Source organism: Klebsiella sp. K47, assembly GCF_051858335.1.
In the GTDB taxonomy this organism is placed as follows: domain Bacteria; phylum Pseudomonadota; class Gammaproteobacteria; order Enterobacterales; family Enterobacteriaceae; genus Klebsiella; species Klebsiella pneumoniae.
Genome location: NZ_JBPYUI010000032.1, coordinates 12,862 through 26,590, shown reverse-complemented (window position 1 = coordinate 26,590; position 13,729 = coordinate 12,862). Strand labels below are relative to the sequence as shown.

Genomic DNA, 13,729 nt, shown 5'->3' with positions numbered 1-13,729 from the left:
AGATGAAAAAGTAATCTGTAAGAGCGACTTCGGTCGCTCTTTTTTTTGTCTGCAGAGATAGGATTGCACAATGATAAATAAAATTTTTGCTCTCCCGGTGAATGAAACCATTTCTCCCGTGATCTCCCGTCGCCAGCTGGACGACCTGGAGCTGATTGTCATCGACCATCCGCAGGTGAAAGCCTCTGTGGCGCTGCAGGGGGCGCACCTGCTCTCCTGGAAACCCGCCGGTGAAGAAGAAGTTCTGTGGCTGAGCAACAACACCCCGTTTAAACAGGGCGTCGCCCTGCGCGGCGGCGTGCCGATTTGCTGGCCCTGGTTTGGTCCTTCTGCGCAGCAAGGTCTGCCGTCGCACGGCTTTGCCCGCAATCTGCCATGGACCCTGGAAGGTCATGACGAAGACGACAGCGGCGTAATGTTGACCTTTGCGCTCCAGCACAGCGCTGAAACCATGAAGCTCTGGCCGCACGAGTTCACCCTCTATGCCCGCTTTAAGCTGGGCAAGACCTGTGAAATCGAGCTGGAAGCCCACGGTGAATTCGAGACCACCTCTGCCCTGCACAGCTATTTCAACGTCGGCGATATCGCGGCGGTGAAGGTGAGCGGTCTTGGCGAGCGCTATATCGATAAAGTGAACAATGCCGAAGAAGGCGTTCTGAGCAACGGCGTGCAGACCTTCCCGGACCGCACCGATCGCGTCTATCTCAACGCCGACAGCTGCAGCGTGATCCATGACGACGCGCTAAACCGCACTATCGACGTGGTGCATCATCATCAGCACAATGTGGTGGCCTGGAACCCGGGCCCGGCGCTGTCCGTCAGCATGGGCGATATGCCGGACGATGGCTACAAAACCTTCGTTTGCGTCGAAACCTGCTGCGTAACCCAGCCGCAGAAAGCCAGCGAAGAGACGCCCTCTCGCCTGGCGCAAACCATCAGCGTGAAAAAACGCTAATAGCAAAAGCCCCGTTGGTAACGGGGCTTTTGTTTTTCTTTGCCGTGAACGATGGGTTAAACCATATCCAGCCGGGTTTTTCGCTGCGGCGGCGGATAGAGGCGGTCCAGCTGCGCGAGCTCTTCCCCACTGAGGGCGATATCGAGCGCTGCGGCATTCTGCACCACATGCTCAATACTGGCCGCTTTCGGGATCGCCAGCACTCCCGGATGACGAATCACCCAGGCGAGCAGCAGTTGCGCTACCGTAATCCCCCGCGCGTTAGCCATATTAATGATATCGCTATGCTGAAAAAGTCCATCGCGTAAGCGCCCCGCCTGCGCCAGCGGGCAGTAGGCCATCACCGGCAGACTGTGCTGCTGGCACCAGGGCAGGAGATCGTATTCAATGCCCCGCGATGCGAGATGGTAGAGCACCTGGTTGGTTGCACAGTGCTCGCCATCCGCCGTCCGCCACAGCGCCTGCATATCCTCGGTGTCCAGATTAGAGACGCCCCAGCGGCGGATCTTGCCCTCAGCCACCAGCTTCTCCATCGCCTCAACCGTCTCCTGCAGCGGGATATCCCCGCGCCAGTGCAGGAGATACATGTCCAGATAGTCGGTCTGCAACCGGCGCAGGCTGTTTTCACAGGCGCGGTGCATCGCCGCTTTGCCGGCATGCCAGGGATAGACTTTGGAGACCAGCACTACCCGGTCGCGCAGACCGCGGATCGCCTGGCCCACCACTTCCTCCGCCCCGCCGTCGGCGTACATTTCCGCCGTATCGATCACCGTCAGTCCATGGTCGATGCCCGCCCGCAGTGCAGCCACTTCCTGCTGACGCTGCGCCGCAAGTTCGCCCATATACCAGGTGCCCAGCCCGATGGCCGGCACTGCCGCCTGCTCGCCGAAGCGTACTGTTTTTTTCACCATCTTCTCCTCCTTAACCGTATGCACCACCATAAAGCAAAACAGGGCGCAAGGCCCTGTTTTGATGCATGAAGCGCACTGTAAGAATGCACAATCAGAAGGTGTAGGTGATCCCGGTGGAGATCAGACCGCTCCAGGATTTATCCACCATCGGACTGTCGGTAATTTCATCCGACAGACGCGTGTAGCGCGCCACGCCGTAAACGCTCCAGTCACCGAGGAAGCGATAGTTAGCCGACAGTTCCAGATACGGGTTCCAGCTACTGTCCGGGTCATAGCTGCGCATGCCGCTGCGGCGCGACTCGTGCCGGGAGACACCATAGTAGTATTCGTTCTGATTGTCGCTATTCCACTCCACGCCAATACCCGGCGTCAGCGTCAGGTTACCGTTGGTGTAACGGTACAGCCAGGCGAGATCCCAGTTAATACCGTTGCTGTTATCCAGCGTATCGCCGGCAATCGTCGTGCGCAGGAAGCCATAGGGCGTGTTGTGGACATAAGAAAGACCGGCCATCACGGTCGATTTACGTTTATCCAGTCGACGCATCTGCTCGCTGTCGCTGTCGCCCGGCTTGAAGTACATTGGCGACCAGTAGGCCTTAATCGACAGTTTATCGTTGGTGTCATTCCACAGGTAGTAACCCCCGCCCAGACCGTGGAACCAGAAGTTTTCGCTCTCATAACTAATGACCGGCACCGGATAGACATCCGCATCATATTGCTTATACGGATGCTCAACGACCCCTACGCCAGCCCCAAGAGTGAACTTCCCGTCGGCATGCGCCGCGCTGGCGGACGTCGCTATCAGCACGCCGAGTGCCAGAAGTTTGATTTTAGTCACAATCCATATTCCCGTTGTCAAATAATCAGCCCGTGCAGTGTACCGTCGTAGGTCTCATGCCTCAAATTCTTTACCCGATATGACACAAATCGTTCACTTTGCCACCCTTCTCTTACCATCCGGTGACAGCCCGATGACAACTTTGCGTCCCAACGAATCAAAAAGCGTCATGTTCAGGATGAGTTATTGATATGTCATTGAAATTGATTTTCTGCGCCATGCAAGATTTCTAAATGCATCTACGCTTAAATTTAGAAGGTGTAATTGCCGGGCACATTCACGCTACCCCACCCGCAACCTGGCATAAGGGTTGCTGGATACCAGGAGAGCGATGTTCAGCTTATGTCTTCCGGGGGCCCCCACTATTCATATGAACGGCTCTCAACCTGTGCTAAAAAACGAAAGGACGGCATGCCATGAATATATTCGATCACTATCGCCAGCGCTACGAAGCTGCCAAGGACGAAGAGTTCACACTGCAGGAGTTTCTTACCATCTGCCGGCAAGATCGCAGTGCCTATGCCAATGCGGCAGAACGTCTGTTGATGGCCATTGGTGAACCCGTCATGGTTGATACGGCTCTCGAGCCGCGGCTATCCCGTCTCTTTTCAAACCGGGTTATCGCACGCTATCCGGCATTTGAAGAGTTTTACGGTATGGAAGACGCCATTGAGCAGATCGTTTCCTACCTCAAGCATGCCGCCCAGGGGCTGGAAGAGAAGAAACAGATCCTCTATCTGCTGGGGCCGGTGGGCGGTGGTAAATCGTCGCTGGCTGAACGGCTGAAAGCGCTGATGCAGCGCGTGCCCATCTATGTGCTGAGCGCCAACGGCGAACGCAGTCCGGTCAACGATCACCCGCTGTGCCTGTTCAATCCGCAGGAAGATGCGCAGATCCTCCAGAAAGAGTATGGCATCCCGACCCGCTATCTCGGCACCATTATGTCGCCGTGGGCGGCCAAGCGCCTGCACGAGTTTGGCGGCGATATCACTAAATTCCGCGTGGTTAAAGTCTGGCCATCGATTCTCGAGCAGGTTGCCATCGCCAAAACCGAACCGGGTGATGAAAACAACCAGGATATTTCAGCGCTGGTCGGTAAGGTGGATATCCGTAAGCTGGAACACTATGCGCAGAACGACCCAGACGCCTACGGCTACTCCGGTGCGCTGTGCCGCGCCAACCAGGGGATTATGGAGTTCGTCGAGATGTTTAAAGCGCCGATTAAGGTGCTGCATCCGCTGCTGACCGCCACCCAGGAAGGTAACTATAACGGCACCGAAGGGATCTCCGCCCTGCCGTTTAACGGGATCATCCTTGCTCACTCCAACGAATCGGAATGGGTGACCTTCCGTAATAACAAGAACAATGAGGCCTTCCTCGACCGCGTCTATATCGTCAAGGTGCCTTATTGCCTGCGTATCTCCGAAGAGATCCGCATCTATGAAAAACTGCTCAACAACAGTGAGCTGACCCATGCGCCCTGCGCCCCGGGCACCCTGGAAACGCTGGCGCGCTTTTCGATTCTGTCGCGCCTTAAAGAGCCGGAAAACTCGAGCATCTACTCGAAGATGCGGGTCTATGACGGCGAAAGTCTGAAAGATACCGACCCGAAAGCGAAGTCCTATCAGGAGTATCGCGATTACGCCGGGGTTGATGAAGGGATGAACGGGCTCTCCACCCGCTTTGCCTTTAAGATCCTGTCTCGGGTATTTAACTTCGACCACGTCGAGGTGGCCGCTAACCCGGTGCATCTGTTCTATGTGCTGGAGCAGCAGATTGAGCGCGAACAGTTCCCACAGGAGCAGGCCGAGCGCTATCTGGAATTCCTCAAAGGCTATCTGATCCCGAAATACGCCGAGTTTATCGGCAAAGAGATCCAGACCGCTTATCTGGAATCCTACTCCGAGTATGGGCAGAACATTTTCGATCGCTATGTCACCTACGCTGACTTCTGGATCCAGGATCAGGAATACCGCGATCCGGACACCGGGCAGCTGTTTGACCGTGAATCGTTGAATGCCGAGCTGGAGAAAATTGAGAAGCCAGCCGGGATTAGCAACCCGAAAGACTTCCGTAACGAAATCGTCAACTTTGTGCTGCGCGCCAGAGCCAACAACAGCGGACGTAATCCGAACTGGACCAGCTATGAGAAACTGCGCACGGTTATTGAGAAGAAAATGTTCTCCAATACCGAAGAGCTGTTGCCGGTCATTTCGTTTAATGCCAAAACTTCAACCGATGAGCAGAAAAAACACGACGACTTTGTCGACCGCATGATGGAGAAAGGCTACACCCGCAAACAGGTTCGCCTGCTGTGCGAGTGGTACCTGCGGGTTCGTAAATCGTCCTGATGCGTCCAACCCGGCGGCACGCCGCCGGGTCAACTGCAGCTGAATGATGATAAGTAAAGTTGGCTAATGCAGTACAGGAGGGCATATGACCTGGTTCATAGACCGACGCCTGAACGGGAAAAACAAAAGCGCCGTCAACCGCCAGCGCTTTTTGCGCCGTTATAAGGCGCAGATTAAACAGTCGATCTCCGAGGCCATCAACAAGCGCTCGGTGACCGATATTGAGAGCGGAGAATCCGTCTCGATCCCGACGGACGATATCAACGAGCCGATGTTTCATCAGGGTCGCGGCGGCCTGCGCAACCGCGTCCACCCGGGCAACGACCATTTTGTGCAAAACGACCGCATTGAGCGCCCGCAGGGCGGTGGCGGCGGCGGCGGTAGCGGTCAGGGGCAAGCCAGCGCCGATGGTGAAGGAAAGGATGAGTTTGTCTTCCAGATCTCGAAAGATGAATACCTGGATCTGTTATTTGAAGATCTGGCCCTGCCGAACCTGAAGAAAAACCAGCACCGGCAGCTGAATGAGTTTAAAACCCATCGCGCGGGTTTTACCTCCAATGGGGTGCCAGCCAACATCAGCGTGGTACGTTCACTGCAGAACTCGCTGGCCCGCCGTACGGCGATGACCGCCGGCAAGCGTCGTGAACTGCGCGCCCTGGAGGAGGATCTGGAAGCCATCAGCCGCAGCGAACCGGTGCAACTGCTGGAGGAGGAGCGCCTGCGCAAAGAGATTGCCGAACTGCGGGCTAAAATAGAGCGGGTGCCGTTTATCGACACCTTTGATTTACGCTACAAAAATTACGAAAAACGGCCGGAGCCTTCCAGCCAGGCGGTGATGTTCTGTCTGATGGACGTCTCAGGCTCGATGGACCAGGCCACCAAAGACATGGCCAAGCGCTTTTATATCCTGCTGTATCTGTTCCTCAGCCGGACTTATAAAAACGTCGACGTGGTCTATATCCGCCACCATACCCAGGCAAAAGAGGTGGATGAGCACGAATTCTTCTATTCTCAGGAAACCGGCGGCACCATTGTCTCCAGCGCCCTGAAGCTGATGGATGAAGTAGTGCAGGCCCGCTATGATCCGGCGCAGTGGAACATCTACGCCGCCCAGGCGTCGGATGGCGACAACTGGGCCGATGACTCCCCGCTGTGCCACGAACTGCTGGCGAAGAAAATTCTGCCGGTGGTGCGTTATTACAGCTATATCGAAATTACCCGCCGGGCGCATCAGACCCTGTGGCGCGAGTATGAACACCTGCAGGCGACCTTTGATAATTTCGCCATGCAGCATATTCGCGACCAGGAGGATATCTACCCGGTATTCCGCGAACTGTTTCACAAGCAGTCATCTAAAAGTGAAGCTTAATTAAATACTCAGCCAGTGAGTCGAGTGACTTGCTGGCTGTTTTCCTCAGACACAAGGCCCGGTGGCACATCCATACATCATGTAAAACGGAAACAACGGGGCCAGGGCAACGGCGCCAAGCGAGCTAATCGTTTTGGTCTTATCATTGATTGATACCACAACGGGGTGCGCTAACTGGTAGGCGGCGGCCAGATCTGACGCGTCCGATGCAGTCCAAAATCCTGTCGCTTTAAACAACACCCCGAGGCGATCGTTATCAATTTGCACCGCATGATACTGATTCACCAGCTCGCTATGCTGCCCGGCATCCAGTTTGCGCTGATCCATCACCACCAGATATTCCGCCGTCACCTCATGTTGTACCACGACAAAGTTAACCCGCACGCCGGAAGCCTGTTGGTGAAAGCGTTCATAAAAGGTCTTATAACGCTGATATTCCTGAGGCACACCGTCACGGACAAAGCGGTAACTGTATTTCGCTGAGCTGGCGACAATACCGGACTCTGTGGGTTTCATCGCCACAATGGTATCCCGAGGCGGCAAGTTTGGCGTGCTGGTACATCCTGCGAGTATCGCCACCACCACCAGCGATAAGACATATTTCATCATTTTCAGCCGTTCCTGTTCGCGATTTTCTCTATGACATCTGGCGTTTTTTTAACACTCCAGGTACAAATCCCTAACCCTGTGTATCATAACTGCCTAATCTGCTTCAAACATTCGCGCGATCGTCAGCGTTGAACTGTTTCTACTCTCAGGAGCCTGCTATGACCCCTTTTTATCAATTGACGGCTACCCGCCTGCGCGGCCAGCCCCTCTCCATGGCTGACTATGCTGGCAAGGTGGTTCTGGTGGTGAATACGGCCAGCCATTGTGGCTTCACACCGCAATACGCTGGCCTGGAAGCGCTCTACAAAAAGTACGCGGCTCAGGGGCTGGTAGTGCTTGGTTTCCCGTGCAACCAGTTTGGTAAGCAGGAACCCGGCGGTGCGGATGAAATCGAGCAGACTTGTCACGTTAACTACGGCGTGAGCTTCCCGATGTTTGAGAAAGTGGACGTCAACGGCCCCGCCGCACACCCGCTGTTTCGTTATCTGAAACAAGCGTTGCCCGGCGTGCTCGGCGGACGGATCAAGTGGAATTTCACCAAGTTCCTCATCGGTCGCGACGGCACACCCCTCACGCGTTTTGCGCCGTTCACGACGCCGGAGAAAATGGAAGCCTCCATTGTCGCGGCCCTCACGCGCTGAGTGTTCCCATCATGCCACGTTCACCCAGCGGCGGCTGGCTGCCCATACAAGGTAGACGTCGCTCTCACGCGGCCAGCAACCGCCTGCTGCTGGCCAATCTTCCACCTGCCCGGTCATCAGCCTACAGCGGCGACACGGCCTCGACTTCATGCTGAAACACATAGGGGTCGGAGAGGAGTTCGAATGCGTCGTCGTCCGGATAGGTGACCGCGACGTGATAGTCTTCGCCAGCGAAGGCTTTGACCGCCGCGAGATCCTGCCAGTAGGTGGCAAGAAAGAAATGCGCCCATTCGCCCTGGTTTTCCTGGCGCACCAGCGCCCCCCGGTTGCCGGCGATGCTCTGAGCGTGTTCCACGCCGGTCCGCTCGAGGTGGCGGGCAAACCCCTCAGCATGTTGCAATGGCACACAGCCGTGCCAGGTCCTGACAATCATTTGCGTTCTCCTGTGGTGATAAACGTCTCACCCTAACATCGACAGGCATTTCTGGGGGAGCGCAACAATGCCGCGCTGGCCACAACACAAAATTATTTTGCCGGACGGGGATATCCTCTCACTCTGCAGTATTTTCGACTGCGGGGCAGCATTGGGCCGAATATTGCGCGGCGAGTATCACTGTTAGCTGGCGCGGAAAAAATCGTGGCTCGTCAGCCTCGGGCAGTCTTATCGATACACGCCCAAGCCGCGCCCCTTCAGGGCATCGCCAGCCGATCTTGATGGTCCGCAAAGAGAGCGATGAGATGGTCGGCGAGAACCCGCACGCGTCTGGATCCGGCCAGGTCAGAATGCATCACCAGCCAGAGGGTCTGATCCGCGCCGATCTCCGGCTGCAGGCACTGCAGGCCGCTGGCCCGCGCCATAAAGTGCGGCAGGACGCCCAATCCGAGGCCCGCGGATACTGCGGAAACCTGGGCCACGAGCGTATTGGCTTCGACTTTACACGGCCGGCCGCGCAGGGTGCGCGTGATCCATTGGGCGGCCGGCAGGTGCTGGTGAGTTTCCGGCCAAACCACAAAGTCCGCCTCGCTCAGCGACAGGCCGTCCGCCCCGGCCAGACAGTCGGCGGCGCCATAGACGCCAAACCCCACCGTCCCCAGCCGCTTTAACGTCAGATGCCCGGCCTCAGGCTTGACCATGCGGATCGCCAGATCGGCATCCCGACGGTGCAGGTTCACCGGCTGCACGCCGCTCAGCACCTCCACCCGCAGCTCGGGATAATGGTCCAGGAGCCCTTTCAGGGAGGGCAGAATAAAATGCGTGGCCAGGTTATCCGAGGTGGCCAGACGGACAACCCCGGCGACATGCCCCTGCAGTTGCGCCGCTTCGCCGAACGCCAGGCCAGCGTATTCCAGCGCCTCCGCCCGCGCGAGCAGGGCTTCGCCATCGTCGGTCAGGCGGTAGCCGCTCTGATGGCGGCTGAAGAGCGGAACGTTCAACGCCTGCTCCAGCCGATCCAGCCGGCGGGAGACCGTGGCAATCCCCATGTTCATCTTGTCGGCGGCGCCGCTCAGCGTTCCCGCCCGGGCGATGGCGAGGAATATGCGAGCATCATCCCAATGAAATTCTGCTGTCATCTCTTTTCCATTTATGGAAAACGGCTCTCCGTTTTCCGCTCTTTTTTATCAGTTTCGCAGGGATGATACTGCACGCCATTCGCGGAGACAACCAGGCCATCCGATCGCCTGCTCTCTCCTCACCTGAACGTCCGTGCACCGCGCGGAACGCTCCTTTCCTAAGGATACGCCTGATATGAAAGAGATTGCTTTACCCCTCCACCCGGCGCCGGCGCGCGTCTGGACTGCCGTCGTTGCGCTCGGGATCTGCGCCTTTTCGATCGTCACCAGCGAACTGGCGCCGGTGGGCATGCTCAGCGCCCTGGCGGCGGATTTTCACCAGACGGAATCCGGCGTGGGCCTCGCCGTCACCGCCTATGGCTGGGTAGGCGCCCTGGCGGCTCTGCTTTCCGGCGCAATGCCGACGCGTATTTCCCGCAAGGCGCTGCTGGTCGGGCTGATGCTGATCCTCGCGCTTTCCTGCCTCGCCGCAACCCGGTCTTATTCGATGTTCGCCCTGATGAGCGCCCGCATGATTGGCGCCCTGGCGCATGGCGCCTTCTGGGCCTTAATTGGCCTTGTCGCCGCGCAGCTGGTGCCGCCGCACCGGCTGGGGCTGGCCACGGCGATCATTTTTGGCGGCGTGTCAGCGGCAAGCGTAGTGGGGGTGCCGCTGGCGAGCTTTATCGCCACCCTGGCGGGCTGGCGACCCGCGTTTATGTCGATGGCCTTGCTGTCACTAGCCGCCGCTGCGGTGCTGTGCTCGACGCTGCCCCCGCTGGCCGCCCCTGCCCCCGTCAGGCTGCGTGTTTATCGCGATATCTTCCGCAATCCGCTGCTCGGTGGCCTGTATGGCGCCACGGCCTGCATCATTACCGCTCACTTTGCCGCCTTCACCTACATTGAACCGCTGCTGATAAATCTGCAGGGAGTCCCGGCGACCGCCCTCTCCGGCCTGCTGCTGCTGTCAGGGGTTTCCGGGCTGCTGGGTAACGTTATCGCGGGTAAGCTGATCGATCGTCATCTGAAGGGGCTGATTTTCGCTGCGCTGCTGCTGAGCGGGGGCGCGCTGGCGCTCCTTGGCGCCGCCCGTCTTGCGCCACTGCCGTTCTGTTTTAGCGGGCTACTGTTAGCCCTGTGGGGCGCCGGCATCGCGATTGTGTTCGTCGGCTTACAGACCTGGCTGCTGCGCAGCGCGGGCGCGGTCGCCCAGCCGGCGTCAGCCATTTATGTGGCCATTTTTAATGCCGCCATCGGCACCGGGGCGTTTGTCGGCGGCCAGCTGATCGCCTCAGCTGGCCTGTCGGGAATGGTGTGGCTGGCGGCGGGGATCATGGTGGGCAGTACGCTGCTGATCGCCCTGCTGAAAGCGCCTCTGCCCGGTCAGGTCAGTGCGGCGACGGCAGGCGCTTAGATTTGCGCCAGCCCGCCGTCGACATAGATCTCCGCGGCGTTAATAAAGCTCGACTCATCCGACGCTAAAAATACCACCGTCCGGCCAATCTCCTCCGGCTCGCCCAGCCGCCCGAGCGGTACGCCGGCCGCCAGAGCATCGAACAAGCCCTGGCGGTCCGCCTCCGCCACCAGCCCTCCCAGACCCGGGGTACGTACCGGCCCCGGGCTGACCACATTGATGCGGATCCCGCGGTCGCTAACCTCCAGCGCCCAGGAGCGCGCCAGGCTGCGTACCGCGGCCTTACTGGCGCTATAGATGCTGAAGTTAGCCGTCCCTTTTACCGCCGCCGTAGAGCCGGTCAAAATCACCGAGGCGCCATCGGCGAGCAGCGGCAGCGCTTTTTGCACGGTGAACACCACCCCGCGCACGTTGGTGGCGAAAATTCGGTCGACGTGCGCTTCGGTGATGGCGCTCAGCGGCAGCATATCCCCGCCGCCGGCATTGGCGAACAGCACATCCAGCCGGCCGGACTCTTCGGCAATGGTCGCAAATACCGCGTCAAGGTCGCTTAACACGGCGGCGTCGGCGCGGATCGCGCGGGCGGCGGGTCCGATGAATCTTACCGCCGCATCCAGATCCTCCTGACGGCGGCCGGTGATGTACACCTTCGCGCCCTGCTCCGCCAGTGCTTTCGCCGACGCCAGGCCAATCCCGGCGCTGCCGCCGGTGACTAACGCCACTTTATCCGCAAGTTTTTTGCTCATGGTGCATTTCCTTGGTTAGAGTATAAACAGGCCAGGCTCGCGAACGCGCCCCGCCGGGTATGGAAAGCACTGTAATCGTCCCGGCGAGGCGGAAAAATGGCCTAATCTGAAAAACACTCTTCCCCTCGGTGGATAATGACCTCCAGTAACCAGGATAAAGCGAATAATGGACCGGTTTTCAGCTCTCAAAGCCTTCACCCGCGTTGTCGAAGCCGGCAGCTTTACCCGCGCCGCGGACTCGCTGAATATGCCCAACGCCACCCTCAGCAAAACCATTCAGCAACTGGAGGCGCATCTTGGGGTTTCCCTCCTGCAGCGCACTACGCGGCGTATTACCGTGACGCCGGAAGGACGGGAGTACTATGAAAAAGCCCGCTGTCTGCTGGAAGACCTGGAAGAGATCGACGCGTCTTTCAATACCGCCCGCAATAAGCCGAAGGGCCATCTACGGATCGCCATCGGCGGGTCGACCGCGTGCGATGTGCTGATCCCGCTGCTGGCGGACTTTATGACCTCCTGGCCGGATATCCGTATCGATTTGCAGGTGGCCGATAAGCCCGCGGACCTCATCAGCGGCAATATTGACTGCGCCATCCGCGGCGGTCCGATGGAAGACTCGACGCTGATCGCCCGTAAAATCGGCGAGGCGACGCTGGTCACCTGCGCCACCCCGGGCTATCTTCAGCGCTACGGCACCCCCGCCTCGCCGGATGAACTACATCATGGCCACCGGCTCATCAGCTATCTGTCGCCGGCCAGCGGCAGAGCGTTTCCGTTTCGCTTTACGCGTCACGGCGTCAGCACCGAGCTGAAGACAGAGCCCCATCTCGGCATCAATGAGAGCAACGCGCATATTGCCGCCGGCGAGGCGGGCTTAGGCATTGTGCAGACCTTTACCTATTCGCTGAAACCGGCGCTGGCGAGCGGCGAACTGGTGGAGATCCTCAGCGCCTGGCGCCCGGCCCCCTATCCTTTTCACGTTGTCTATGCCCGGCACCGGCACGTCCCGCCCCGGCTCCGCGTCTTTATTGACTGGCTGGCGGCGGTTTTTCCGGCCGCGGTGCAGGGATAGCGCGCGTTATCTGACGCGGAGCAGGTCGCCGTATCGCGTGGTGTAGCGCGGCGAGAGCATCTCTCGCTTCATCTGCCACTGCTGCTGGATCCCCTGGCCGGCAAAATAGAGCGCCCCCCTGCCGTTTTTCGCATTCAGCTGATCGAGAACCTGCATCAGTCTGGCGCTGTTGTGCCGCGGAGCAAGCTCGTCGAACAGATTCAGCTGGGCGACGCCCTGGCTGTAGAAATCGCCGAGCATCACGCCGGCCTTCTGATAGCGATGCCCCGCTTTCCAGATGGCATCCAGACAGCTCGTCGCCGCGGCGATAATATCCCGGGAGTCCTGGGTCGGCGTCAGCAGCTTTAGCGAGGCGCTGTTGCCGTAATAGGGTTCATTCAGCGCGAAGGGGCTGGTTTTGACAAAGGCGGAGACGAACCGGCAGTACTGATGCTCACCGCGCAGCTTTTCTGCTGCCCGCGCGGCATAGCTGCAGATCGCCTGGCGCATATCCTCATAGGCCGTAATCCGATCCCCGAACGAGCGGCTGCAGATAATTTCCTGCTTAGCGGGGGCAAATTCCTCCAGCGCCAGGCAAGGCTCGCCGCGCAGCTCCCGTACCGTTCGTTCGAGCACCACCGTGAAGTGCTTGCGGATAAAGCGGATATCGCTCTCCGCCAGCTGGAGTACCGTGCCGATCCCCATCGCTTCAAGCTTTTTGCCGATCCGCCGCCCGATGCCCCAGACCTCGCTCACCGGCAGCAGCGCCATCAGCTTTCGCTGCCGCTGCGGGCAGGACAAGTCCACTACCCCGCCCGTCTGCCGCGGCCACTGCTTCGCCGCGTGGTTGGCCAGCTTCGCCAGGGTTTTGGTCTGGGCGATGCCAACGCCCAGCGTCAGATGGGTACGCTGCAGCACCGTGGCGCGGATTTCGCGGCCAAAATCGGTCAGATCTCTGCAATGACGCACACCGCTGACATCGCAAAAGGCCTCATCGATACTGTAAATTTCGCAGCGCGGGGTGAGCTCTTCCAGGGTGGCCATGACCCGGCTGGACATGTCGGCATACAGCTCATAATTACTGCTAAACGCCACGACGCCGTGGCGAAGAAACGCAGCCTTCTGCTTAAAGTAGGGTTCGCCCATTTTCACAAACGGCTTCGCCTCCGCCGAGCGGGCGATCACGCAGCCGTCGTTATTCGACAGCACCACCACCGGCCGCCCCTTCAGGTCTGGCCGGAAGGCGGTCTGACAGCTGGCATAGAAGGCGTTCACATCACAATGCGCGAACAT

The 13,729-nt window shown here is 58.8% G+C and carries 14 protein-coding genes; 7 read left to right on the top strand and 7 right to left on the bottom strand.

Annotation, left to right across the window (positions count from 1 at the left end; all coding sequences use genetic code 11):
• Nucleotides 1-70 precede the first annotated feature (70 nt).
• On the top strand, nucleotides 71-955 hold the full coding sequence (locus RRF55_RS23535) for a D-hexose-6-phosphate mutarotase (RefSeq protein ID WP_002901240.1): 885 nt from the start codon (nucleotides 71-73) through the stop codon (nucleotides 953-955).
• A gap of 56 nt (nucleotides 956-1,011) precedes the next feature.
• Here the strand turns inward: RRF55_RS23535 and RRF55_RS23530 are convergent, their stop codons facing one another.
• Nucleotides 1,012-1,866 (bottom strand): aldo/keto reductase, encoded by an 855-nt coding sequence (locus RRF55_RS23530; RefSeq protein ID WP_439419176.1) that lies wholly within the window; start codon nucleotides 1,864-1,866, stop codon nucleotides 1,012-1,014.
• 91 nt (nucleotides 1,867-1,957) lie between these two features.
• The gene (locus tag RRF55_RS23525) at nucleotides 1,958-2,704 is read right to left on the bottom strand and encodes a MipA/OmpV family protein (RefSeq protein WP_064277443.1); all 747 of its coding nucleotides are present in this window, start codon (nucleotides 2,702-2,704) and stop codon (nucleotides 1,958-1,960) included.
• A gap of 416 nt (nucleotides 2,705-3,120) precedes the next feature.
• Here RRF55_RS23525 and yeaG point away from each other — a divergent pair, with 416 nt between their 5' ends.
• Together yeaG and RRF55_RS23515 are read left to right on the top strand one after the other, a co-directional pair.
• Nucleotides 3,121-5,055: a protein kinase YeaG gene (yeaG, locus tag RRF55_RS23520; RefSeq protein WP_002901234.1), complete on the top strand. Its 1,935-nt coding sequence runs from the start codon at nucleotides 3,121-3,123 to the stop codon at nucleotides 5,053-5,055.
• A gap of 85 nt (nucleotides 5,056-5,140) precedes the next feature.
• Nucleotides 5,141-6,424, top strand: a complete 1,284-nt coding sequence (locus tag RRF55_RS23515; RefSeq protein WP_004152363.1) for a YeaH/YhbH family protein — start codon at nucleotides 5,141-5,143, stop codon at nucleotides 6,422-6,424.
• Between the two features lie 45 nt (nucleotides 6,425-6,469).
• Here the strand turns inward: RRF55_RS23515 and RRF55_RS23510 are convergent, their stop codons facing one another.
• Nucleotides 6,470-7,033, bottom strand: a complete 564-nt coding sequence (locus tag RRF55_RS23510) for a hypothetical protein (RefSeq protein WP_004190861.1) — start codon at nucleotides 7,031-7,033, stop codon at nucleotides 6,470-6,472.
• Between the two features lie 158 nt (nucleotides 7,034-7,191).
• On the opposite strand from RRF55_RS23510, the gene RRF55_RS23505 reads away from it, so the two are divergent.
• Entirely contained in the window at nucleotides 7,192-7,674 is a 483-nt protein-coding gene (locus RRF55_RS23505) for a glutathione peroxidase (RefSeq protein ID WP_002901230.1), read from the top strand.
• A gap of 121 nt (nucleotides 7,675-7,795) precedes the next feature.
• Here RRF55_RS23505 and RRF55_RS23500 read toward each other — a convergent pair whose 3' ends face one another.
• Nucleotides 7,796-8,107, bottom strand: coding sequence for a hypothetical protein (locus RRF55_RS23500; protein ID WP_002901229.1), 312 nt, complete (start codon nucleotides 8,105-8,107; stop codon nucleotides 7,796-7,798).
• Nucleotides 8,108-8,174: 67 nt separating this feature from the next.
• On the opposite strand from RRF55_RS23500, the gene RRF55_RS23495 reads away from it, so the two are divergent.
• Nucleotides 8,175-8,294, top strand: coding sequence for a hypothetical protein (locus RRF55_RS23495; RefSeq protein ID WP_004140436.1), 120 nt, complete (start codon nucleotides 8,175-8,177; stop codon nucleotides 8,292-8,294).
• Nucleotides 8,295-8,364: 70 nt separating this feature from the next.
• On the opposite strand, the gene RRF55_RS23490 is transcribed toward RRF55_RS23495, so the two are convergent.
• Complete coding sequence (locus RRF55_RS23490; protein ID WP_439419175.1) at nucleotides 8,365-9,246, bottom strand: LysR family transcriptional regulator; 882 nt, start codon at nucleotides 9,244-9,246, stop codon at nucleotides 8,365-8,367.
• Between the two features lie 175 nt (nucleotides 9,247-9,421).
• Between RRF55_RS23490 and RRF55_RS23485 the strand changes: the two genes are divergently transcribed.
• Nucleotides 9,422-10,639: an MFS transporter gene (locus RRF55_RS23485; protein ID WP_064277442.1), complete on the top strand. Its 1,218-nt coding sequence runs from the start codon at nucleotides 9,422-9,424 to the stop codon at nucleotides 10,637-10,639.
• Here the strand turns inward: RRF55_RS23485 and RRF55_RS23480 are convergent.
• Nucleotides 10,636-11,385, bottom strand: a complete 750-nt coding sequence (locus RRF55_RS23480; protein WP_032414793.1) for an SDR family oxidoreductase — start codon at nucleotides 11,383-11,385, stop codon at nucleotides 10,636-10,638. The two genes, RRF55_RS23485 and RRF55_RS23480, sit on opposite strands and share 4 nt — an antisense overlap.
• Nucleotides 11,386-11,551: 166 nt before the next feature.
• On the opposite strand from RRF55_RS23480, the gene RRF55_RS23475 reads away from it, so the two are divergent.
• Nucleotides 11,552-12,457, top strand: coding sequence for a LysR family transcriptional regulator (locus RRF55_RS23475; RefSeq protein ID WP_004140447.1), 906 nt, complete (start codon nucleotides 11,552-11,554; stop codon nucleotides 12,455-12,457).
• Between the two features lie 6 nt (nucleotides 12,458-12,463).
• Here RRF55_RS23475 and RRF55_RS23470 read toward each other — a convergent pair whose 3' ends face one another.
• Nucleotides 12,464-13,729 carry a Y-family DNA polymerase gene (locus RRF55_RS23470; RefSeq protein WP_004152360.1) on the bottom strand — a complete coding sequence of 422 codons (1,266 nt, stop codon included), beginning with the start codon at nucleotides 13,727-13,729 and terminating at the stop codon, nucleotides 12,464-12,466.

What these genes read in the sequence shown, in the direction of transcription:
- RRF55_RS23515 (WP_004152363.1), top strand. Translation starts at nt 5,141, where the DNA reads ATGACCTGGTTCATAGACCGACGCCTGAACGGGAAAAACAAAAGCGCC.
- RRF55_RS23510 (WP_004190861.1), bottom strand. Translation starts at nt 7,033, where the DNA reads ATGATGAAATATGTCTTATCGCTGGTGGTGGTGGCGATACTCGCAGGA.
- RRF55_RS23505 (WP_002901230.1), top strand. Translation starts at nt 7,192, where the DNA reads ATGACCCCTTTTTATCAATTGACGGCTACCCGCCTGCGCGGCCAGCCC.
- RRF55_RS23475 (WP_004140447.1), top strand. Translation starts at nt 11,552, where the DNA reads ATGGACCGGTTTTCAGCTCTCAAAGCCTTCACCCGCGTTGTCGAAGCC.
- yeaG (WP_002901234.1), top strand. Translation starts at nt 3,121, where the DNA reads ATGAATATATTCGATCACTATCGCCAGCGCTACGAAGCTGCCAAGGAC.
- RRF55_RS23485 (WP_064277442.1), top strand. Translation starts at nt 9,422, where the DNA reads ATGAAAGAGATTGCTTTACCCCTCCACCCGGCGCCGGCGCGCGTCTGG.
- RRF55_RS23480 (WP_032414793.1), bottom strand. Translation starts at nt 11,385, where the DNA reads ATGAGCAAAAAACTTGCGGATAAAGTGGCGTTAGTCACCGGCGGCAGC.
- RRF55_RS23535 (WP_002901240.1), top strand. Translation starts at nt 71, where the DNA reads ATGATAAATAAAATTTTTGCTCTCCCGGTGAATGAAACCATTTCTCCC.
- RRF55_RS23500 (WP_002901229.1), bottom strand. Translation starts at nt 8,107, where the DNA reads ATGATTGTCAGGACCTGGCACGGCTGTGTGCCATTGCAACATGCTGAG.
- RRF55_RS23490 (WP_439419175.1), bottom strand. Translation starts at nt 9,246, where the DNA reads ATGACAGCAGAATTTCATTGGGATGATGCTCGCATATTCCTCGCCATC.
- RRF55_RS23530 (WP_439419176.1), bottom strand. Translation starts at nt 1,866, where the DNA reads ATGGTGAAAAAAACAGTACGCTTCGGCGAGCAGGCGGCAGTGCCGGCC.
- RRF55_RS23470 (WP_004152360.1), bottom strand. Translation starts at nt 13,729, where the DNA reads ATGTTCGCGCATTGTGATGTGAACGCCTTCTATGCCAGCTGTCAGACC.
- RRF55_RS23495 (WP_004140436.1), top strand. Translation starts at nt 8,175, where the DNA reads ATGCCGCGCTGGCCACAACACAAAATTATTTTGCCGGACGGGGATATC.